Origin of the sequence: Paenibacillus sp. DMB20 (assembly GCF_000987955.1) — a bacterium.
Taxonomy (GTDB): Bacteria; Bacillota; Bacilli; order Paenibacillales; family Paenibacillaceae; genus Paenibacillus_AQ.
Genome location: NZ_LAZU01000026.1, coordinates 42,813 through 64,066 on the forward strand (window position 1 = coordinate 42,813; position 21,254 = coordinate 64,066).

Sequence of the window (21,254 nt, forward strand, 5' to 3'; positions counted from 1 at the left end):
CTTTCGATTCCTCCAGCTCCGAGTTAAATGAAACCTTTGAATGGGCTAAAAAGCAAGCCCTGTTTTACGCTCATGCCGATGATCCGGTCGGTCCATGGTATGAGGCCGCTTTGCCCGGGAGGGACGCATTTTGTATGCGTGACATAGCCCATCAAAGCACCGGAGCGCATTTACTGGGACTGCGGGAACATAACAAAAACATGCTGTACCAATTTGCCAGGCATATTAGCGCAGACAGAGATTGGTGCTCCTATTGGGAAATTACGAAGGATGGAGTTCCTGCACCTGTGGATTATGAAAATGACGGTGATTTTTGGTATAATTTGCCTGCGAATTTCGATGTGATCGATTGTTGTTTACGGCAATATCAGTGGACTGGAGATAAGGACTATATTGAAAAACACGAAATGCTCCACTTTTATGACCGTTCGGTAACCGACTATGTTAGACGTTGGGATATAGATGGCGACGGGCTGCCTGAACATTATGTCCACTACGGCCGCAGAGGCATTGCTTCTTATGTGGAAGACGGCCTTCATCCGCTTGTGGGCGGTGATCTCGTGGCGGCGCTCTATGCCGGGTACCGCGCGTATTCTCAAATCCAGACGCTGCGCGGCCATCAAGATCTTTCACATAAATATGCCGAAAAGGCTGCACGTATCAGCGGGATATATAATCAAGACTGGTGGAATGAGAAGGCAGGACGTTTTAACGGAGCAATCATGCAGGATGGTTCGCCTTATACTGCATATTACGCTTCAGCCCATTATTTTCCTTTATATTTCCGTTTGGTGAAGAACGGTGTTCGGATGAGTTCTGCGCTGTCGGATGTAGTCAAGCATGGCGGAAACAATGTAGAGGAACGTTCTTATTTAGCGGAAATCTATTATAACTATGGATTACATGAAATCGCATACTCAATGCTGCTGGATCTCTCCTCTCCACATACGTCGAGACGTTCATATCCTGAAGTGTCCTACAGCGTCATCTCTTCTATAATCACCGGAATGATGGGCATGGCTCCGAATGCAGCCGATCGAATATTGGTGACTTTGCCGCGTTTACATCCCGTACAATGGGGTACGGCGATGAATGTTCCGTTATGGGACAATGAAATTCACCTGTCGCACAGAAACAACCAGGAAAGCATCTTGGTAAACGCCTCCGGTCCGAAATTCGTTTGGGAAGCCCGTTTTCCGGGCGAATGGGGCGTATTTTCCGTAGATGGCACTGAATGTCAAGCGGAGGTTCAGCATGTTTATGGCTCTGGAACCGTCAGTTCAATTCGCCTCAACGTGGAACCGGGCCAGAAAATAGTCGTATGGGTAGTGAAGTAACCCCGAGGAAAGTGTGTGATTCTTATCGCCACCATTAAAGAAATTGCAAAAATAGCAAAGGTATCGAGTTCCACCGTTTCACGGGTCTTAAGCAAGGATTACTCCTTCAACGTATCGGAAGAAACCAGAAGAAACATCCTCGAGATCGCCAAGTCATTAAACTATCGCCAAAGACCGAGCAAAAAACAAAACAACCTTGGCGTAAAGAAGAACTGGAATGTCGGTTTGTTATTCTGGTGCTCAGAACAGTTTGAGTTATCCGATCCATTCTATATGTCCATCCGGCACGGGATCGAAAAGGAATGTACCAAACAAGGCGTGATGATACAACGAATATACCGTTGGATGAATGATACCAGCCCTGAAATCGAATTTTCGGATATAGATGGGTTGATCGTTGTCGGCAAAGTCGAGATCAGCCTGGAACGCTTCGCCCGAATTTTCCTATCATTTTCGTAGATTACAGGTCCTCCGAAGAGCATGATTCCGTTCAGTTTGATGTTTCCAAGGCAGCCCGTAAGGCAATGGAGCATCTGCTGAAGTTAGGGTACACGGAGATCGGTTACATTGGGGGAACAAGTTACATCAGGACAGCGGACGGGATTGAGTTTTACAAAGACGAACGGCAGAAGACATATGAAATAATGTTGGAAGAACGCGGGCTGTTCAAGGAAGAGAGCATGTTCGTAGGCAGTTGGGGAGCGGAAGAAGGCTATAGGCTGATGAAGGGTGCAATAGGAAAAGGGAATCTTCCGAGGGCTTTTTTTGTGGCCAGCGATCTCATGGCAATCGGCGCTTTGCGAGCACTGCATGAATCGGACATTAAAATTCCGGAACGAGTAGGGATAACCAGCATTGACGGGATTGATGTATCCAAGTACGTCAATCCTCCACTTACAACAGTCAAAGTTTATACGGAAGAGATGGGATGCACGGCCGTAAAGCTGATGATTGACCGCCTGACCGGGAGGGACTATTCAATGCATGTGAATGTAGTGACAGAGTTGATGATTCGGGAAAGCTGCGGGAACCTCATTTGATAGTGAATGGATTGGACCACTTTTAATCTGAAAGTTTAAAACCTGTTGATCTAGTAGATACTAGATTATACAGGTTTTTTAGATTATGGTAGTAAAAGTTTTAAACGGACGGAGCTTAAACATACTATAATCGCATAGAAAACTACAGCTAAGTGCGGCCATCGCTTCTTAGAAAGCAGATGGATAGACGTTTTTCTTATGCAAGTTTCGGCATTTCATATTCGCAACTTGAAAATCAAAAAGGTATAATTGAATATATATGTAAGAGTTCTTGCCCTGGAATGATAATCCCGGGAGACAGCTTGAGTATAGTGAAGAAAGCGTGTGATTTAGATAGCTACCATTAAGGATATTGCGGAATTAGCGCAGGTATCGAGCGCGACCGTTTCCAGAGTGCTCAATAACGACCTTTCTTTTAATGTGCCAGAAGAGACAAAGAATAAAGTTATTGAAATTGCAAAGAAACTGAATTACTGTAAAAAAACAGAGCGTAAGCGTAAAACTAAAGAGCAGCCTGATATTAAAGTGGGCCTTCTTATTTGGTGTTCGGAGCAGTTGGAGTATTTCGATCCGTATTATTTGTCTATCCGTCTTGGTGTAGAGCGGGAGTGTTTGAGACGCGGGATCGAGATTCACAGAGTATTTCGCTGGGTCGAAGGTTCAAATCGGGATATGGATTTATCGGATTTGAACGGCATTATCGCAATTGGAAAAGTAAACACCTCGTTTATTACGAGTTCCAAGAACCCGAATATGCATGTGGTTTCCGTGGATCATATTAGCTCCGATCAATGCGACGCTGTCGTTTTTGATTTGGAAAAAGCGGCAAAACAGGCAATGGAGCATCTTTTTGAATTGGGTCACGAAAAAATCGGTTACATCGGAGGAACAAGTTACATCTTCTCTAAAGATAACAAGCAGTATTATATCGATGAACGCCAACGAATGTATCGTTTTCTAATGACGGAGAAAGGTTGGTTTCGGAACAAGGATCTCCATACAGGGGGATGGGGGATCGATGCGGGATACCAGCTAATGAAACAAGCCATTGAACAAGGCGATATTCCTTCAGCTTTTCTGATTGCCAGCGACCCGATGGCTATCGGAGCGCTTCGGGCTTTGGATGAATTCGGCTTGCGTGTTCCTGAAGATATTGCGATCGTTAGTATCGACGACATTGATATAGCGCAATATGTCAAACCTCCTTTAACGACGGTTAAAGCCCTGCCTGAAGAAATGGGGACGACTGCTGTAAAGCTTCTGGTAGACAGAATCGAAAGCGGCAGAGAAGCAGCGCTGCACGTTACCGTACCCACGGAGCTTGTGATTCGTAAGAGCTGTGGGGCTAATTCATGATTTTATTGAGTTCTTGGAAATACGATAGTCTGTCTTTTAAGCTACTGGGACCGACTTCATGGTGTGAGGCAAATTGAAACATCTTCAAGGATATTCAACCATATCGGATGATATGGAGAATACCTTGAAGGTGTTTTTTTCGCGGCAGCAAGGTGAGTTACCTGCCATTGATGTACATAACAAAAGTGACCTCTTCGTTACCGTTCATAAAGTGACGGGATAAAATTGATCATTTTCAGAAGACGCTTTGGCCTGCAGACACACAAAAGCACTGCGGATGCCGTCTATCAGCGGGCCTACGGATTCGGTGGTTTTGTCTTGCATCAGGTGCACGAAATTGCTCACGAGTACAATATCGTCGCCGCCATGACGCGAACCTTGATCATCAAGACGCACGGCGGTTACTTTATCGCTCATATGGTTAAATACTTTGATTTCATTCGTGATGAAATCGAATTCCACGGTGCCTTTGTAGCCGTACAGCCTTGTACCACGCCGCCCAGCACCTTTGCGGGCAAAGAAGTTCTGCGAATACATGGCGTGCATGCCGCTTTCGTATTTCACAATCATGCTTCCGGAGTCTTCGTTTCCGGTATCTACCGCAAAACCGCAAAAATCGCTGCGTGGAGTATTATTGCGCAGATTCATGATATTGTAAGTGCTGTCCATGCAGGTTTCCCTTAACGAGTAAAAACGAATAATATTGCGACGGCGAAAAATCAAATTGCCGACGGCGCAAAGAAAATTAATCGATTTGCTTTATTGGTAAGGGTATTCTCTTTTGTTGAACATTTAAAGAATTGTACGGACTGTAAGAAAGAATATCAGGAATTGTCCCAGGCCTGGCATGCTTTGCCGTTTGATTATACCGAAATCGAGGTGCCTGAATCGCTAAAAGGCGAAGTGCTGGGGGTTGTTTTTATCACAAAAGGAAAAGCGGTACGGAATCATTCATGGCTATGATAAGCAAACTTGCCTTGATGCTCAAAAGCCAGTTCACTCCTGTTTCAGCCAGTATCGTGGCCGTCTTGTTGCTTTCGATTCTTGGTCTTGGAATAGCGAATGTACAGGAAAAAAATCGCCATGCCGCAAAAATACCATTTGAAATTTTAACGGCCATTCCCTTAAAAGCAGCCAATCAAAGCAACCCGGGAACAAACGGCATCACCTATATTGTCCAGCAGGGATCAGAGAAAAATTTGGTGGTGCAGGTTCACGAATTGCCCGGCGTCGAAGGTTCACAGGTTTACCAAGTTTGGCTGCTGAAAAACGGCACGAGGGAAAATGGAGGCATATTCAAGCCGGACGAAAACGGATCCGGAATACTGACTTACCGGCTCGCCGGAGGTCAGACTTTTGATCAAATCGGAATCACCGTCGAACCGGACGCCAACAGCAGCCAGCCAAGGGGAGGAAAAATAGCCGGGTCATAGAGAGTCAGGCGGAAGATCTAATGAATGTCATTGCAAAAGAGATCAGGCGGGTATTTACCTAATCAAAGAATCTTAATAAATGTTAAGTAACACGAATGTATTTGTTTAAAAGTCCGCATGAATAGCGTTTTTTTTATTTATGATCATAAGTTCCTCCCTTTAAAATTATACATCACGACTCATTTTTCGGCTCTGTCTTAGAGAAAAATAGGTTCGAGATGAACATCTGCATTTCTTTACACTGGCATGAAAATTGCTTTGTTGTTAATGAATAATACCTGGATTACGGGAGGGATGTACTATATGCAGATGGCGTATCGACTGAATCAGGAACAGCACTTAAAACTGTTCATTACCCCTGAGCTGAAGCAGTCCCTTCACATTCTTCAGCTAGCTGGAATGGATCTTGCTTCATACCTTCAGGAACAGGCAGTAGAGAATCCTTTTATAGAGATTGAATGGTTATCTGAGTCATTCTATTCCGGCTCCGGCGTCAAAAATATGGAAAAATCCAATTTCAGCCCACTTGACGCTTACGATACTAAGGCTACAACAAGGGATACGCTGGAAAACTGGATGATAAACCAATTCCGAATGACTAGCTACTCCTTAGAACAATTTAAAGCGTTTTCCTATTTGGCCGGTAACCTGAACGAGGCCGGTTATCTGACAGTAAGTCTGGAGGAAGCCGCACAAGGGCTGAATTTGTCAAGCGATGTGATGGAAACCGCACTCAGGACGCTTCAATCGTTTGATCCCCCGGGTGTTGGAGGGAGAACCTTGCAGGAATGCCTAACGATTCAAATAGAAAGAGATCCGCTTGCAATAAAAGGGGCATTGGAGGTGGCTTCAGGTTATTTGCAAGATCTTTCCAAAGGAAGAACCGATAAAATTTCCAAAGAATTGAACATCGAACCGTTGCAGGTGTCTAGAATCCTAAAATATATTCGCACACTCAATCCGCGTCCTGGTCTAGCTTTTGTGCCAGATGAGGAGCAAAACATCATCATCGATGCCCATGTCTACATGAACAGCAACCAGTATGTCATCGAGCTGAATTACCGAGATCACGTAAAAGTCAGCGTTAACCAAGAGTATCTTCATATGGTTGACGGTCTTAACGATATAGCAGTTTCTCGCTTTTATGAAGAAAAAATAAAGGAGGCTCATTGGCTGCTGCGCAGTTTGAACCAACGTAATCAAACGCTGTTAAAAGTAATTACGGCCATTGTGGAGGAACAGGTTGGTTTTATTAATGGAACGGCATCGGGAATTAGACCGATGACTTTGAGAAACATCGCGCAAAAGCTTGCTTTGCACGAGTCCACTGTCAGCCGCGCGGTTAAAAATAAGTACATTCGTACGCCAAGAGGCATATTTGAGCTGAAGTTTTTTTTCTCAATCGGCATTCAAACCAACGGAGGTGAAGACATCTCGGCTCAAAATATCAAATGCATGATCAAGGAAATGATTCACGGGGAAAACAAGAGAAAACCGCTTTCCGACCAAGATATTACGAATATGCTCAATGAGAAAGGAATCTGTTTATCGCGCAGAACCGTTGCCAAATACCGTGAAGAGGAACATATCTTATGCTCCTCCCTGCGGAAGAAAAACGGATGAGACCGTGAATTACGGTAAGGAGGGATGCGTACTCGAACATGCTTTGCGAGTTGTACAAGAAAGAGCATAAAAATTGAGAGGAGAATACGCAGAATGAGCAAATTTCCCGGGATTTATGTTGCAACTGTAACACCTTTTACCGTTTCTTATGAAGTTGATTTCAAACGTTTAAAGGAACATGTTGACTGGTTGATTCAAGAGGGCGTAGACGGCATTATTCCGACAGGGTCGCTCGGCGAGTATGCCACTCTGACAAGCGAAGAACGAGCCCAGGTGATCACGGCAACCATCGACGCGGCTGCGGGACGTGTGCCGGTAGTTATCGGCGGAGCAGCACCTTCCACCAAACAAGTGGTCGAATTGATCCAGTTTTCCAAAGAGAAAGGTGCAGAAGGAGTTATGGCGCTGCCGCCGATCAACTATAAGCCTACTGAAGATGAGGTCGTAGCCCATTATAAGGCGGTTTCCAATGCGGGATTGCCGGTTATCGTATATAACAATCCTTATGATTACCCGGTTGATTTGACGCCTTGCATCCTTCAGAAGCTGTCTAAATTCGAAAACATCGTTGCTGTCAAAGAATTTTCCGGTGACGTGCGCCGGGTTTACGACATTCTTCGGGAGACCGATTTGGAAGTGATGATCGGCGTTGACGATCTTGCGCTTGAAGGTGCTTGGCAGGGGCTACCGGTTGGATCGCCGGATTCGCCAATGCATTTCCGAGAGAAAGCATCGAGGTCTTTAACATGACAAGAACGGGCCGTGTAGACGAAGCGCTTGAACTTTACCGCTATTTATTGCCTTTATTCCATTTTGATGCCAATCCGCGCCTGGTACAGGCGATCAAATATGTAATGGATCTAGTCGGTCAACCGGCTGGCCCGAGTCGTCCTCCTAGGCTGCCGCTTCCGGAAGAAGACCGGCTTGCAGTTCAGGAAGCGTACAAATATGCTGTCAACCGGCCCATTAGAATCGTTCAAGAATAAAAAAGGTAGGGAGTTTTTTTATGTTAGAAAGCAGAAACTGGATTGGCGGGGAGTGGAGTACGCCGACGGAAGGAAACCTCGTCGTTATGAATCCGTCAGCTCTACAGGAACAAGTAGGCGTTCTTCATCTCTCTGGCAAGTCTGATGTGCTCCAAGCCGTACAGGCCGCACGCATGGCATTTTCAGGTTGGGCGGGACTACCAGCTCCCAAACGCGGGGAGCATCTTTCACGCCTTGCGGTGGCGCTCGAAGGTAATCTCAAAGAATTGGCTACCCTGGCCAGCCGTGAAATGGGAAAACCGATTACGGAGATGAAAGGTGAAGTCATACGGGGTGTAAATTTGCTAAAGTATTATGCGGCGGAAGGTGTTCGTTCGTTCGGAAGCGTGATTCCGGCCTATGATACGAACATTCTGCAATATACGAAGCGTGTTCCGTTAGGCGTTGTCGGTCTGATTACGCCGTGGAATTTTCCCGTGGCGATACCGATCTGGAAATTAGCCCCCGCCCTGATTTGCGGAAACACGGTCGTATGGAAGCCAGCGGAATATGCGTCTCTAACGGCAACCAAAATGGCGGAGATATTCCATTTAGCCGGACTGCCAGACGGCGTGTTGAATCTCGTCATCGGTAAAGGGAGCCGAATTGGCGGCACGCTGCTGGAGGAATGCGATCTGAATGCCGTCAGCTTTACCGGATCAACCGGTACAGGCCTGCGTGTTGCATCCACGTGCGCGAAACGCAATATCAAATACCAGACGGAAATGGGCGGGAAAAATGCAGCCGTTGTGCTGAAAGACGCGGATTTGGACAAAACGGTCCCGGCTATCCTGAGCGGGGCATTCCGTTCGGCAGGGCAAAAGTGCACGGCAACCAGCCGCATCATCGTGGAACGTGAAATCGCCCCCGCGTTTACCGAAGCGATGCAGAAAGCGGTCCAGTCGCTAAACATTAGGCCGGCGCTTGATCCCGCTGCATATCTAGGGCCTGTCGCTTCATCTTCACAATTTCAAAGCGTCATGTCTTATGTCCAAATGGCCCGCGAAGAAGCTCAAGTGATCGCAGAATGCCGCCAAAAAGTGACCGAAAGCCAGGGGCATTACGTTTATCCGTTGCTTGTTAGGGGCATCGAGAGCAATCATGCACTTGTTCAAGAGGAAATTTTCGGTCCGCTTGCCGTCATGCTGGAGGCCGACAATTACGAACATGCTGTTGACTTATGCAACCGATCGATTTTTGGGCTAAGCGCTTCAGTGTTTACAAGGGATTTATCGAACGGTCTGCGCTTTCTCGACGATGCGCAAGCCGGTATGGTTCGAGTCAATCAAGAGACGGCCGGCGTGGAATATCAGTCACCTTTTGGCGGAATGAAAATGTCAAGTTCGCACTCGCGAGAGCAAGGGCAAGCGGCACTGGATTTCTATAGCGATGTGAAAACTTGCGGAATAAGTTATACGTAGCTCATAACATTAAATACCCCCACAAAGTGGAGCCTAAGCTTCGATGCTTATTCCAAATACTTTGCGGGGACTCCAAAACATATAAATTATCTAAAAAAATGCGGCCGGGAATGAGTTATTCCCTGCCGCATTTTTAACTGAAGTTTTCGCTGTACATCGACTCCAGCCGCCGCCGTCCTTCGGCGACTTGAGGGTGAAACTGAATCGAAGCCTTCGCGCGAGTTATACGAAGATTTTGAATGGATTCCCGCAGATCTTCTTCAGTTCCGCTGACTTGATGGAAAGCCGCGATCGATAAGCCGGCAACGGTGCCTTGAGCAGCAGCGATCTTGGCGCTTTCAATGCCGGTAATATTGCCGGCTACGAACAGCCCTGCGAGCGGCGTCTGCATTCGAGCATTGTGAAGCGGAATATGTCCCCCCAATTCAGGGACATACCAGAAGGGGCAGCCGGCGACTGCCGCCAGTTCGGCTAAAGGATAAAGGCCTCCGGCCATGCACACGAAATCGACTGGCAAGCTTCTAGAAGTGCCCGGAACAATATTGCCGTCCGGCGACAAATTCGCCACCCGTACGCTCTCGACTTTCTCAATGCCTTCAATTTCTACTGCAGCTTTGCGCAGCTGGACAGGAATCCCCCAAACCTTAAAACCTCCTTTGGGATATAAGCGAAGTCCCAAGGATTGCAGAGGGGTATAGCGCATGAAGCCGCTGCCAAGGCGAAGTAGGGGAGATGGCGCAAGATGACCGAGGCGGACGATGGACTGCATCACTTTTCTAGGATCCCCCGCATCATTATTGATCATATTTTTAGCGGGAAGCACCATGGCGGCAATCTTGATGCCCGCGAGCTCAAGTTCTTGCGCAATCGCCATCGACAGCACATTGATCCCTACAATGACTCCACGCATACCAACGCGGACTCTGTGTACATTCGTCATAACTTGAGCGGCGCCGATGGACATGACACCCGGCAGCGTCCAACCCGGAATAGGACAAGCCGTTTCTGCTGCGCCCGTCGCGAGTAAGAGGGCCGGCGCTTTGAGGATACCGGTCGACGTATAAACCATCCAGCCGTCTTCCGAATGATTTAAGTCGATAACGGATATGCCAAGTTGAAGCTCGACGCCTAGTGATGCAGCCTTATCTTGAAGTTTGGCCGCTTCTTCGATCCCGTTCCACCAAGAACCGTCCGGTTCCTGATACAACTGACCAAGCAATCTCCCTCCTGGTCTCATGAATTCGTCGATTACTTGAACCTGCAGCCCCCTTTCCGCACAAGAAATAGCGGCAGATAGACCAGCAGGTCCAGCACCGACGATAAGCACATCTGTCATTCTTAATGGACTCCTTTCTTTAACGGGGCAGGAAGCGTCTTGCCTGAACGGATATTCATACCATCCTTCAGCACAGTAAGGCAAGCTCGTTGTCCGGTTATCCCATCGATTGTCACGCGGCATTCGAAACAATGCCCGATATTGCAATAAATGCCTCGGGGCGTGCCGGTTTCTTCATGACGGCGAAGTGTGCGCACACCATTGGCAAGCAAGGCTGCCGCGATGGTTTCCCCCTCATAAGCTTCGAATTCTTGATCATCAAACAGAAAACGGAGGCTTTCTCGTTCGTCTAGAGTCCCCAATACGGGATGATTCGTAACGCGACCATATCTCATGAAAGACCTCCTCCCAAGTTATGAAATGTGACAGGTCGAACGGGCGGCTGATGTTTGAGCGGTATTTCATTGGATGCCTGCGTATCTGTGAGCTGCTGTACAATCGAATCGACAAGCAAGCGACAGGTCCGACCGCCGCAATACCCCATGCCTGCCCGTGAACGAAGTTTCAATTCGCGTGAAGAGCAGGAGTACCGTTCGGCCGTTTCAAGCAATTGCTTCAAGTCCACTTCTTCACATCGACAAACGATTACTGATTGCGTTTCCATTAGATTCCATCCTTTCCTGTTCTTCATTGCAGTCAAGATTTAAAACTTCTCCAGCAAATATCTCGCCAACGATAACCGGATCAAGAAAATAAGCATGAGTCCGGTTTCTTGCGTCATTCGAACCCTAATTTATACACATACAGCATTCGCTGTGTTTAGAAAGCTGACAGAAGCCTTTTTCATTGCATATGCATCATACCGTTTAACTGGCATGATTTTTGCTGAATGGCAGGATGAGCAAATCGCTAAAAAGGAGGTAAAGAAAAAATGAACCGTATGTATGAACAAAGATTAAAGAGATTGCGGGATTATTTGAAGCGTGAGCAGATTGACATTGCTCTTATCACGAATCCAACGAATATTTATTACTTTAGCGGCTTCTGCTCCGATCCGCATGAACGGTTCATGGCGCTGGTCGTCGATGCCGAACGGAAGCAAACCTTCATGATCGTTCCAAGTCTGGATTTGGAAGCGGCGGAACAATATTCTGTCGTTCGAGATATGATTCCTTGCTCAGATAGCGATAATCCGTTTATTCTGCTAAACGCCAAAATCGGCAGCAAACGGATCGGCACGATCGGGTTGGAAAAGAAAACGTTCAGCGTTCATAGGCTGGAGCGTCTGCAAGAGCTGTTTACCGGCATGAATACCAATGACATTGAAGAATTCATCGGGTTAGAGCGGTTGATCAAGTCCGATCATGATCTCGTACAAATCCGCCGCGCGATAGCAATCACGGAAGAAGCGCTCGAGGCTGCATTACGACAGGTATGCGTCGGCATGACGGAGCTCGATCTGACTGCTGAGCTGGAGTATAGGATCAGGAAACTCGGCGGCGATAAGCCGGCGTTCGAAACGATCATATTAACCGGCAAAAGGTCATGTTTGCCCCACGGCAAACCGGGTCCTTATCCGATAATGGAAAACGACTTTTTGCTTGTTGATTTTGGCGTTTATGCGGGCGGATTTTGCTCGGATATCACCCGCACCTTTGTCATTGGGGAAGGGACCAAAAAGCAGGAGGAAATTTATGAGATCGTGCTCGAGTCTAATCTGGTGGCAATTGAAGAAATAAAGATCGGCACCCTTACGGACATATCGACCGGGCGGGAAGAGAGGTCATCGCTGCGCGGGGGTATGGAGCTTATTTCAACAACCGGATCGGCCACGGTTTAGGTCTGGACTTTCATGAAATCCCTTCGATTCACGGGGGAAACACTCAGGTCGTGCAGCCAGGCCATATATTTACGATTGAACCGGGCATCTATCTGCCTGCTATCGGCGGAGTACGAATTGAGGACGATATTTGTGTACACTCGGACGGCAAGGTTGAGGTACTGACGACATATCCAAAACAATTACGCAGATTATAGGGTCATTCACGCTAAACTGCCATCATGGGTAAATGCCTGCGTTTCCGATTTGGAAAATTTATGGAGGTAGGTCTATGGGGAAATACATTGCAGGAAGAATTGGATATATGATTATCACCTTTCTTGTGATCGCCACGTTTACTTTCTTGCTCATGCAAACGCTCCCAGGTTCGCCGTTTAACGACGAGAAGCTGTCCCCGACCCAAAAGGAAGCCTTGTATGAAAAGTATGGGCTGGATAAACCTGTTGCTATCCGCTATGTCAAATACATGACCAATATAATGAAGGGAGATTTGGGAGAATCGTTTCAATTTGAAGGTCGGCCAGTTACCAAGGTTATAAGTGAAAGAATCGGTGCTTCGGCAGTGCTTGGCGGTCAGGCCATACTTCTGGGAACCATCGTGGGACTGTTACTAGGGATGTTCGCCGCTTTGAAGCAGAACAGCGCGCTGGACTATTCTTCGATGATAATATCCGTACTTGGCGTATCCATTCCTTCTTTCGTATTTGCCGGTCTGCTTCAGTACTGGGTAGGCGTCAGACTTCAATGGCTGCCAATCGCGTTTTGGGACGGGTTTGCGAGCAGCATTTTGCCAACGATCTCGATGGCTGTCGGCGTCATTGCAACGATGGCCCGGTTCATGCGCACGGAGATGATCGAGATTCTTAGCCAGGACTACATCGTGATGGCGAAAGCAAGAGGATTAAGCGGTGCTGCCGTTTTGTTCAGGCATGGACTGAGGAATGCCCTGATTCCAATCGTCACTTTGCTCGGACCGATGACCATTAACTTAATGACGGGAACGCTGATTATCGAGCAAATATTCAGCATTCCCGGCCTTGGCGAGCAGTTTACCAGATCCATCATGACGAACGACTATCCGATGATCATGGGAACAACCTTATTTTACGCCGCATTGTTTATCGGAATCGTGTTCGTCGTCGATCTGTTGTACGGCGTCATTGATCCAAGAATACGCCTGACGGGAGGAAAGCAATGATGAGCACTCAAATCAAAACGTATACAGAGGATTTGTTTGAAACGGCTGAAAACTCGATGATAGGGCAGGATGCAGTTGCAGGCCGAACGTTAACGTATTGGCAAGATACTTGCAAGCGTTTTCTTAGAAATAAAGCCGCTTTAATTGGATTAGTGATTATTGCTCTTCTTGTCATTATGTCGATTATCGGCCCTTCGATGAGCAAATTCGGATTCGATGATCAGGATCTGGTACGCTCCAAGCTGCCTCCTAAAGTGCCGGTTTTAGAGAATATAAGCTGGCTTGGCTTCAGCGGCAAGGATATGAACGGAATCGACCAATATGCCAGAAAAGGAGTTACCGACTATTTCTGGTTCGGCACGGATGAGCTCGGCAGAGACCTGTGGACACGCGTTTGGCAAGGCACCCGGGTATCCCTTTATATTGCTCTTCTCGCAGCGGCCATCGATCTGATTATCGGAGTGGCCTATGGCGGCATATCCGCATTTTACGGCGGAAAGGTTGACAATGTAATGCAGCGGATTGTCGAAGTATTGGTGGGAATCCCCAACCTGATTGTTACTATTCTGTTGATTCTGGTGTTGAAACCGGGCATTATGACGCTCACGCTCGCGATGGTTTTAACCGGTTGGATCGGCATGGCGAGGATCGTGCGCGGTCAAATTCTCAAGCTGAAGGATCAGGAATATGTACTGGCAGCCAGAACGCTTGGCGCTAAAGACTTCCGGCTCTTGTGGAAACATCTTATACCGAATACGCTGGGACCTATCATCGTCACGTCCATGTTTACCGTTCCCGGCGCATCTTTACGGAAGCCTTTCTCAGTTTCATCGGGCTTGGCCTTCAACCGCCGGTCGCATCGCTAGGCACACTCGTTAATGATGGATTTAAGATGATGCGGATTAATCCGCATATGATGATCTCATCATCCGTCATTATTAGTTTGATTATGATCAGCTTTAATTTGCTGGGTGACGGTCTTAGAGACGCGCTGGATCCCAAAATGCGCAGATAGGAGGAAGCCTGAATGGTGGAAAATTTGGTTATAGAAGATTTGGCCGTCACTTTTAACACCTATGCGGGAGAGGTTCAAGCAGTTCGGGGCGTCTCGTTTCAATTGCAAAAAGGGGAAACGCTCGCTATTGTTGGCGAGTCTGGTTCGGGTAAATCCGTCATGGTGAAAAGCATCATGAGACTTATCGATACATCCGTCGGCAGCATTAAACAGGGAGAAGTATGGTTTGAGGGAGAGGATCTGCTCCAAAAAACCGAGAAGCAGATGCAGGGCATTCGAGGCTCATACATCTCGATCATTACGCAAGACCCGATGACTTCATTAAATCCGACGATGACGGTCGGCAATCAGATCATGGAGTGTATCCGAAAGCATCAGCGTGTCAGCAGGAGCAAAGCCAAAAGGGAAGCGATAGAGCTACTGGATATGGTCGGGATTCCGAATCCGGAACTTAGAATCAAGCAGTATCCGCATCAATTTTCCGGCGGCATGCGCCAGCGGGTATCCATAGCGATTGCCCTTGCGTGCAAACCGAAAATATTAATCGCCGACGAACCTACAACAGCGCTGGATGTGACGGTTCAAGCGCAAATTCTGGAGCTTCTTAAGAATTTGCAGAGCAAACTGGGTATGTCGATCATTTTCATCACACATGATCTTGGTGTCGTGGCTGGCCTGGCCGACCGTGTCATCGTCATGTACGCAGGCAAAGCGGTGGAGGTAGGGACGGTCGACGAAATTTTTTATGACCCCAGACATCCGTATACTTGGGGACTGCTTGGTTCCATGCCGGGGCTCCATGCAGAAGAGGGGACATTATATTCCATCCCGGGAACGCCTCCCAATATGATGTCGCTGTCGAAAGGGGATGCTTTTGCGCCGCGCAACAAGTATTCGCTCAAGATTGATTTTATGGAAGAACCGCCAATGTTTCAGATTTCCCCCACGCATTACGCTGCCACCTGGTTGCTGCATGAGCATGCACCAAAGATTAGCCGTCCTTATTTCTCCCCAAGCCAACGGGAGATGCATCTTCATGATCCCGACAAAGCGAAAACGTTGCAGGCTGTCCGGGAGAAATTGGTGGCCGTGGAGAATCTGAAGAAATACTTTCCACTAGGCAAAGGTCAAATTCATAAAGCCGTCGACGGTCTTACTTTTGATATCTACAAAGGCGAGACACTTGGGCTTGTGGGGGAATCCGGCTGCGGCAAATCAACGACCGGAAGAACCCTCATCGGTTTGTACAAAGCCACGTCAGGCAAAGTTCTGTATGGAGGCGAAAACATATCCGGGCTGAACTCCCTGGAAAAACGCCAGCAAATGAGCCGCCGTATGCAGATGATTTTCCAGGATCCTTACTCAACATTAAATCCGCGGATGACTGTAGCGGATATCATTGCCGAAGGGGTGGACATCCACGGGTTTGCCAAAGATGCCGGGCAGCGGCGGGAATTTGTGTATCAGTTGCTGGAGGCGGTGGGGTTGAACCGCGATCATGCGAACAGGTATCCTCACGAGTTCAGCGGTGGTCAGCGTCAGCGGATCGGCATCGCCCGTGCATTGGCCATGAGTCCGGAATTCATCATCGCTGACGAGCCCATCTCCGCGCTGGATGTATCCGTGCAGGCGCAGGTCGTGAACCTGCTCAAGCATTTACAGAAGGAAAAAGGGCTCACGTATTTGTTTATCGCGCACGACTTGTCCATGGTGAGGCATATTAGCGACAGGATAGCGGTCATGTATCGAGGACGCATTGTGGAATTGGCAGACAGTGCCGAGCTATATGAAAATCCGCTGCATCCCTATACGCGATCTTTACTTTCGGCCATCCCCGTTCCCGATCCTGTCGTGGAACGTAAACGCAAACGAATCGTATTTGATCATGCTATGTACGCCAAAGACGATGCCAGCCGCATCTTCCGGGAAGTGGGGCAGGGTCATTGGGTTGCTTGTACGGATGAAGGCGCAGAGCCTGCGCTGCGGCAGCACCACGTCTAATATGAGGCGCGAACTTAGAGGAGGGAGGCAATGGAAGCAAAAGGTTCTTTGTTCATGGAACTTGTCAATCTTTTATCGATCATCTCTTTGCTGCTGCTGATGGCGGGGGCCTTTATGTTGGTGCTGCAAGGAGGGTTGTTCAACGGGTTTTTGCATAGCTGCAGGCGGTTTATCGAACATTCGACCAAGCAGGGAGAGTATGCGTCCCGCTTTCACCGAGAAGGAAAACGATGGAAGGAATGGGGCAAGTTCAGGTTGACTTATCCTTTATTGCTGTCAGGAGGAATTTTGTTTATCTTCACGTATGTGTGTTCTATCTTGATGCATTGAATTCATACACGGCCATTTATCTACGCTGCATGCGAAGGGATGGCTGTTGTTTTTTTTAGATTATAGAATTTATAAGTTTTCAGCGGAGCTGAACAATTCTATAATCGCAAGAAAAATTACTGCTAAACGCGGTCTGTCTCCTGAGAAGGTACGTCGATAGACGTTTTTCTTATTCCTAGTTATTTTGATCATTTGGCGTCATTGAACTGTCTAAATTGTTGAATGCATGTTGCGCTTTGTTTAAAAAATGGACAGATTTTAGCCGCTAATCCGGTACGTAAAGGGTTGGAATGCATTTTGCGTGTTGGAAAAGGTATCTGGTAAAAAGAGGAGGGAAAACCGTCATGTAAATTTAAAATTGAGCTAACGCTCTTGGGTTCGCTCAAACGATCATGATCCGACTGTAAGACATTGGAGATGATCTGCTACCAATTTTGAAAGGAAGTGTGTGCAGTATGGGGTTAATTGGTCGTAAAATTGGAATATGTATTGTCACAAGCTTGATTGCAGCTATGGCAATGAATGGTTTGGGAACGACAATTCTGGCACAATCGCCAGATGCATCGTCCCGGATGCTGCAGGCAGTAAGTCTGAAAGCAGACCGGACAGAAAGCAAGGCTGCAAGTAAGGCACCAAGTCAGAATAAAGGTCAGGAGGAGGAAATTCATGAATCAAAGGGTTTAAATCCTCCCGGTAAATTGACGGAGCCAAAGGGAACGGATGAGCCTCTTTGCGACCTCAGAGGAGATCACTCTCCAAAGGACCCTGCAAGCATTGTTCCTGAAGGAGCACCGCCACAAGTACAATCGCCGCATAAAAGCCAAAGCGCGCCGTTTCGTGATACGGACGTACAAGGGAACCAAAGTCAGCTAAAGGCCGTCGAGATAAGAAATTATTCAATGGCGGAATTAAATAAAATGAGCTACACGGACTTAACTGCCCTTCTTCCAAAGCTGCGATGGACTAATATTCCCGAATTATTCGCGTATAATAACGATACTGCGGAATTTTATGGCGACAGAAACCGGATGGAGGCGCTTATCGCCGCTTTGAAAAATGCTGGAAGAGATTATACGAAAGACGACAGCAAAGGAATCGACACTCTCGTGGAAGTGCTCCGCTCCGCTTATTATCTTGGTTACTACAATCGGGATACCTTGGGGTACATCAATGAGTGGGAATATCGGAAGAAGATCATCCCAGCTTTAATCGCCATTGAGGATAACCCTAATTTTGAAATCGGTACGGCAGAGCAAAATAACGTTATTGCTGCATTTGGCAGAATGATTGGGAATACCGCTGTCAATGCAGAAGTAATCAATGGAGCCACGAAAATTTTATTGCAGGCAGAGCAACAATTTGATGCTTACAATAATGCAAACGAGGGACAATTCTCCGCAATATATGAACTTTTAAAAGGAATAAATTTTATTCTAAACAATGTTATGGACGAACAAAATGTTCCAAAGCAACCGGATTATATCGGTACATTTGACCCCTTTATTGAAGCAATCGGCAAACTCTCCCTTCACACAAATTACTCGCCAAACCACCAATGGTTTCTCTATAACGCTATTTATTACTCCGGAATGTTCAGCGAATTCAGCAGTAACCCTTCCTCAGTGAATGAAATCTTGACGCGAGATATGGAGATTTTCCCCCAATACAGCTACGCTTATATGCAAGCGGCAAGCTCCATCAATCAAATTTTTAACGGTATGAATTCAAAAGGGATCGCGATTCACTATGACCAGCTTGTGGGCGAAGCAAAACAGTTTTATTTTCCAAAACGGTATACCTTCGATGACGGTCAGATGATAATGCACACCGGGAAAGACGTAACGGACGACAAAATTAAACGCCTGTATTGGGCTTCAAAAGAAGTGAGCGCACAGTTTTACCGAATATTCGGCAATGATGTTCCATTAGAGCAAGGCCATCCGGATGATACGCTCAGCATCTATATTTACAACAACAAAGAAGAGTATAAAATCAATCTGCTCTTGAACGGTCTTGAGACCCAAAATGGAGGAATTTATATTGAATCCCAGGGTACTTTTTATACGTGGGAAAGAACTCCTTCTGAAAGCATTTACACTTTGGAGGAATTGTTTCGGCATGAATTTACCCATTTTCTGCAAAGCCGTTACCTGATTCCGGGTTTTTGGGGGGAAAGTGAAATTTATCGGAATGAGCGTGTTACATGGATGGAGGAGGGGGGCGCGGAACTGCTAGCCGGATCATCAAGGGAAAACGGTATTCTACCTCGTCAATCCATGTCCCAGGGGTATTTAAATGATCCTGTTACTTCATGGATGAATGCGAATGAAGTCGTGCACGCGAAATACAATGGATTTCGATTCTATACTTTTGCTTATCAGCTTCAATATTATCTTTATGAAAAACAGCCGGATGTATTAGAAAACATTGCAAACTTGGTCCGCAGCAATGACGTAACGGGTTATGATGCATACATGAACGTTTTGGGGCACAATGAACAGCTAAATAAGAATTATATCGACTCGGCTATAGATTTGCATCAAAGGGCAGATGCGGGGCAATTAACGATACCGCTTGTCGCAGAGGACTATTTACTACGCCATCCCATTCGACCGCGTTCAACCGTTTTGAATGAAATCAATCAGGCCATTAACTTAACCGATATCCGGACGGAAGTGCATTCTTCGGAACTGCTTAATACTTACGTGGTCCGGGGAACTTATACCGGAGGGATAAGCAAGGGGATCATTGAAGATCGAAAAGCAATGAATGAAATCGTTGATAATTCATTGAAAGCGCTTGATAATTTGCCATGGAGCGGCTATAAAACCATCACGGGATACTTCGTAAACCACCGATTGGATCAAGATAATCATTTTGTTTTTGATGTCGTATTTCATGGTGTATTGCCAGATGACTCAAGTAATCCCACACTCCCGCCAGTGGTTGAAATCCATGGACCCTATGAGGGAACTGCGGGTTACGCTTTACAATTTAATAGTGAAGGAACGTTCTCGCATAACGGGACGATCACCAATTATGAATGGAATTTCGGCGATGGCACAACAAGTTCGCTGCCTAATCCCACTCATGTTTATAAAAAAACAGGCACCTACAACATTAGCTTGAAAGTTACGGACAGCTATGGAGCAACGAAAGAACAAACAACGACAGCTGTAATTCGTCCGCTTGACAAGGAAATAAAGCCCAACAACAAATTTGAATTGGCAAACGGTCCGCTGCCATTTGACATCAATTTTCCTGCAACTATGGACCAATCCGATACGGCAAGCTATTTTTACTTCGAGTTGGAGAACGCCGGAAAGGTCCATCTCGTCGTCACCCAACCGAACGGCATGGATTTAACCTGGGTCCTGTATAAAGAGAGTGATCTTCACAACTACTGGCAAGATTCGCGCAGGAATGGAAATCTTCAGGAGAACACATTCGATGCACCTGCCGGCAAATATTATCTACTTGTGTACAAGAATTCTAATACGCCAAGCAATGTCGGAGCATACAATATTAAGGTTTCTGTTGACGAAGCGGTCCCAGTTCTCACGAGTGTGAAAGTTACAGGGCCTAAACAAATTGTCATACCAAGCGAGGCAGGAGAAAAGAGTGCTCAATACGACGCAAAAGTATTTGATCAGCATGATGCTGAGATGACTGAAGAAAAAGTAATATGGAACATCAAAGAATCAGTTCAAGGCGTCACGTTTAATCCGTATACTAAAACGATAACGGTGGATTCAACGGCGAACGTCGGCAGTTTTACACTAGTCGCGAAATCTTCAAGCAATAACTTAATTGCGAATGAACTGGAAGTCAAGCTTATTCGTGAAATTACGAAGGAGATCAAACCGAATCCATCGTTTGAAACGGCAACGGGACCGTTGTCTTACGACATACCTGTGTCTGGTATGTTTGGTCCCCCTCAAGGATCGAATTTCTTCTATGTGGATGTTGACAAAGAGCAGAAGGTTTTAGTAAATCTCCATATCCCTGGCGATAACGATGGGATTACCGGAAATTGGGTCGCCATGCATGAATCGAATCATACTGAATACCTGAGAACCATTCCTGTCCCCGGGAAACCGCTTACAGTATCAGGGATCTTTATTGCAAAACCCGGGAGAAATTATGTGAACGTATATCAATTCGATAATTCGGTTGAGAGACCGTTTACATTAACGATTTCTTTGCAGAGCGATCCAATCGCTAATAATAGCCGTACTAATAAAACTGAAGGAATTGCGATTCCACAGAAAGATGATGAGACGCGAAACAACTGAACAGGACCATAAGAAAAACCTTTATCGACGTACTTTCACAGAAGACAGACCGCGTTTAGTGGAA

General features: G+C 46.7%; 17 protein-coding genes and 2 pseudogenes. 15 read left to right on the forward strand and 4 right to left on the reverse strand.

Annotation, left to right across the window (positions count from 1 at the left end; genetic code table 11):
• The first annotated feature begins 200 nt into the window (after positions 1 to 200).
• The 4 genes from XI25_RS12915 (at position 201) to XI25_RS12925 (ending at position 3,733) form a co-directional block, all read left to right on the forward strand.
• Positions 201 to 1,337 (forward strand): hypothetical protein, encoded by a 1,137-nt coding sequence (locus XI25_RS12915; RefSeq protein ID WP_235439853.1) that lies wholly within the window; start codon positions 201 to 203, stop codon positions 1,335 to 1,337.
• Positions 1,338 to 1,352: 15 nt separating this feature from the next.
• Positions 1,353 to 1,796 (forward strand): LacI family DNA-binding transcriptional regulator, encoded by a 444-nt coding sequence (locus XI25_RS34595; RefSeq protein WP_052759593.1) that lies wholly within the window; start codon positions 1,353 to 1,355, stop codon positions 1,794 to 1,796.
• Entirely contained in the window at positions 1,787 to 2,377 is a 591-nt protein-coding gene (locus XI25_RS34600) for a substrate-binding domain-containing protein (protein WP_235439859.1), read from the forward strand. Before XI25_RS34595 ends, XI25_RS34600 begins: the two co-directional genes overlap by 10 nt.
• 351 nt (positions 2,378 to 2,728) lie before the next feature.
• Entirely contained in the window at positions 2,729 to 3,733 is a 1,005-nt protein-coding gene (locus XI25_RS12925; protein ID WP_268794506.1) for a LacI family DNA-binding transcriptional regulator, read from the forward strand.
• A gap of 204 nt (positions 3,734 to 3,937) precedes the next feature.
• On the opposite strand, the gene XI25_RS12930 is transcribed toward XI25_RS12925, so the two are convergent.
• Entirely contained in the window at positions 3,938 to 4,402 is a 465-nt protein-coding gene (locus XI25_RS12930) for a hypothetical protein (RefSeq protein ID WP_200901418.1), read from the reverse strand.
• A 284-nt stretch (positions 4,403 to 4,686) separates the two neighbouring features.
• Between XI25_RS12930 and XI25_RS12935 the strand changes: the two genes are divergently transcribed.
• The 4 genes and pseudogenes from XI25_RS12935 to XI25_RS12950 all read left to right on the forward strand — a co-directional run bounded on the left by XI25_RS12935 (position 4,687) and on the right by XI25_RS12950 (position 9,235).
• On the forward strand, positions 4,687 to 5,166 hold the full coding sequence (locus tag XI25_RS12935; RefSeq protein WP_235439855.1) for an anti-sigma factor: 480 nt from the start codon (positions 4,687 to 4,689) through the stop codon (positions 5,164 to 5,166).
• A 303-nt stretch (positions 5,167 to 5,469) separates the two neighbouring features.
• Positions 5,470 to 6,789, forward strand: coding sequence for an RNA polymerase factor sigma-54 (gene rpoN / locus XI25_RS12940; protein ID WP_046678970.1), 1,320 nt, complete (start codon positions 5,470 to 5,472; stop codon positions 6,787 to 6,789).
• A 93-nt stretch (positions 6,790 to 6,882) separates the two neighbouring features.
• Positions 6,883 to 7,775, forward strand: a pseudogene (locus XI25_RS12945) (dihydrodipicolinate synthase family protein).
• Between the two features lie 20 nt (positions 7,776 to 7,795).
• Positions 7,796 to 9,235, forward strand: coding sequence for an aldehyde dehydrogenase family protein (locus tag XI25_RS12950; RefSeq protein ID WP_046678971.1), 1,440 nt, complete (start codon positions 7,796 to 7,798; stop codon positions 9,233 to 9,235).
• A 133-nt stretch (positions 9,236 to 9,368) separates the two neighbouring features.
• Here XI25_RS12950 and XI25_RS12955 read toward each other — a convergent pair whose 3' ends face one another.
• The 3 genes from XI25_RS12955 to XI25_RS32145 are packed head-to-tail and all read right to left on the reverse strand — an operon-like array spanning position 9,369 to position 11,202.
• A complete protein-coding gene (locus tag XI25_RS12955) occupies positions 9,369 to 10,571 on the reverse strand; it encodes an NAD(P)/FAD-dependent oxidoreductase (RefSeq protein WP_046678972.1) in 1,203 nt (400 codons plus the stop codon).
• A gap of 2 nt (positions 10,572 to 10,573) precedes the next feature.
• On the reverse strand, positions 10,574 to 10,906 hold the full coding sequence (locus XI25_RS12960) for a (2Fe-2S)-binding protein (protein ID WP_046678973.1): 333 nt from the start codon (positions 10,904 to 10,906) through the stop codon (positions 10,574 to 10,576).
• Positions 10,903 to 11,202 carry a (2Fe-2S)-binding protein gene (locus XI25_RS32145; protein WP_327204777.1) on the reverse strand — a complete coding sequence of 100 codons (300 nt, stop codon included), beginning with the start codon at positions 11,200 to 11,202 and terminating at the stop codon, positions 10,903 to 10,905. The genes XI25_RS12960 and XI25_RS32145 overlap by 4 nt, the downstream gene beginning before the upstream one ends.
• A gap of 240 nt (positions 11,203 to 11,442) precedes the next feature.
• Between XI25_RS32145 and XI25_RS12965 the strand changes: the two genes are divergently transcribed.
• From XI25_RS12965 to XI25_RS12990, 7 genes and pseudogenes are all read left to right on the forward strand, one after another.
• Entirely contained in the window at positions 11,443 to 12,351 is a 909-nt protein-coding gene (locus XI25_RS12965) for a M24 family metallopeptidase (protein ID WP_052759596.1), read from the forward strand.
• Positions 12,297 to 12,548: a M24 family metallopeptidase gene (locus tag XI25_RS36855; protein ID WP_442950385.1), complete on the forward strand. Its 252-nt coding sequence runs from the start codon at positions 12,297 to 12,299 to the stop codon at positions 12,546 to 12,548. Before XI25_RS12965 ends, XI25_RS36855 begins: the two co-directional genes overlap by 55 nt.
• A gap of 74 nt (positions 12,549 to 12,622) precedes the next feature.
• Positions 12,623 to 13,549 carry an oligopeptide ABC transporter permease gene (opp3b, locus tag XI25_RS12970; RefSeq protein ID WP_046678974.1) on the forward strand — a complete coding sequence of 309 codons (927 nt, stop codon included), beginning with the start codon at positions 12,623 to 12,625 and terminating at the stop codon, positions 13,547 to 13,549.
• Positions 13,549 to 14,564: pseudogene (gene opp3C, locus XI25_RS12975) on the forward strand (oligopeptide ABC transporter permease). Before opp3b ends, opp3C begins: the two are co-directional and overlap by 1 nt.
• 12 nt (positions 14,565 to 14,576) lie before the next feature.
• Positions 14,577 to 16,565 carry an ABC transporter ATP-binding protein gene (locus XI25_RS36260; protein ID WP_046678975.1) on the forward strand — a complete coding sequence of 663 codons (1,989 nt, stop codon included), beginning with the start codon at positions 14,577 to 14,579 and terminating at the stop codon, positions 16,563 to 16,565.
• 30 nt (positions 16,566 to 16,595) lie between these two features.
• Entirely contained in the window at positions 16,596 to 16,895 is a 300-nt protein-coding gene (locus XI25_RS12985; protein ID WP_046678976.1) for a DUF3899 domain-containing protein, read from the forward strand.
• A 455-nt stretch (positions 16,896 to 17,350) separates the two neighbouring features.
• On the forward strand, positions 17,351 to 21,190 hold the full coding sequence (locus XI25_RS12990) for a collagenase (protein WP_052759597.1): 3,840 nt from the start codon (positions 17,351 to 17,353) through the stop codon (positions 21,188 to 21,190).
• Positions 21,191 to 21,254: the final 64 nt, after the last annotated feature.

Bases quoted from the DNA above. Each gene is read 5' to 3' on its own strand.
- XI25_RS12915 (WP_235439853.1), top strand. From the start codon at position 201: ATGCTGTACCAATTTGCCAGGCATATTAGCGCAGACAGAGATTGGTGC.
- XI25_RS12930 (WP_200901418.1), bottom strand. From the start codon at position 4,402: ATGGACAGCACTTACAATATCATGAATCTGCGCAATAATACTCCACGC.
- XI25_RS12935 (WP_235439855.1), top strand. From the start codon at position 4,687: ATGGCTATGATAAGCAAACTTGCCTTGATGCTCAAAAGCCAGTTCACT.
- rpoN (WP_046678970.1), top strand. From the start codon at position 5,470: ATGCAGATGGCGTATCGACTGAATCAGGAACAGCACTTAAAACTGTTC.
- XI25_RS12950 (WP_046678971.1), top strand. From the start codon at position 7,796: ATGTTAGAAAGCAGAAACTGGATTGGCGGGGAGTGGAGTACGCCGACG.
- XI25_RS12955 (WP_046678972.1), bottom strand. From the start codon at position 10,571: ATGACAGATGTGCTTATCGTCGGTGCTGGACCTGCTGGTCTATCTGCC.
- XI25_RS12960 (WP_046678973.1), bottom strand. From the start codon at position 10,906: ATGAGATATGGTCGCGTTACGAATCATCCCGTATTGGGGACTCTAGAC.
- XI25_RS32145 (WP_327204777.1), bottom strand. From the start codon at position 11,202: ATGAAGAACAGGAAAGGATGGAATCTAATGGAAACGCAATCAGTAATC.
- XI25_RS12965 (WP_052759596.1), top strand. From the start codon at position 11,443: ATGAACCGTATGTATGAACAAAGATTAAAGAGATTGCGGGATTATTTG.
- opp3b (WP_046678974.1), top strand. From the start codon at position 12,623: ATGGGGAAATACATTGCAGGAAGAATTGGATATATGATTATCACCTTT.
- XI25_RS36260 (WP_046678975.1), top strand. From the start codon at position 14,577: ATGGTGGAAAATTTGGTTATAGAAGATTTGGCCGTCACTTTTAACACC.
- XI25_RS12985 (WP_046678976.1), top strand. From the start codon at position 16,596: ATGGAAGCAAAAGGTTCTTTGTTCATGGAACTTGTCAATCTTTTATCG.
- XI25_RS12990 (WP_052759597.1), top strand. From the start codon at position 17,351: ATGGGGTTAATTGGTCGTAAAATTGGAATATGTATTGTCACAAGCTTG.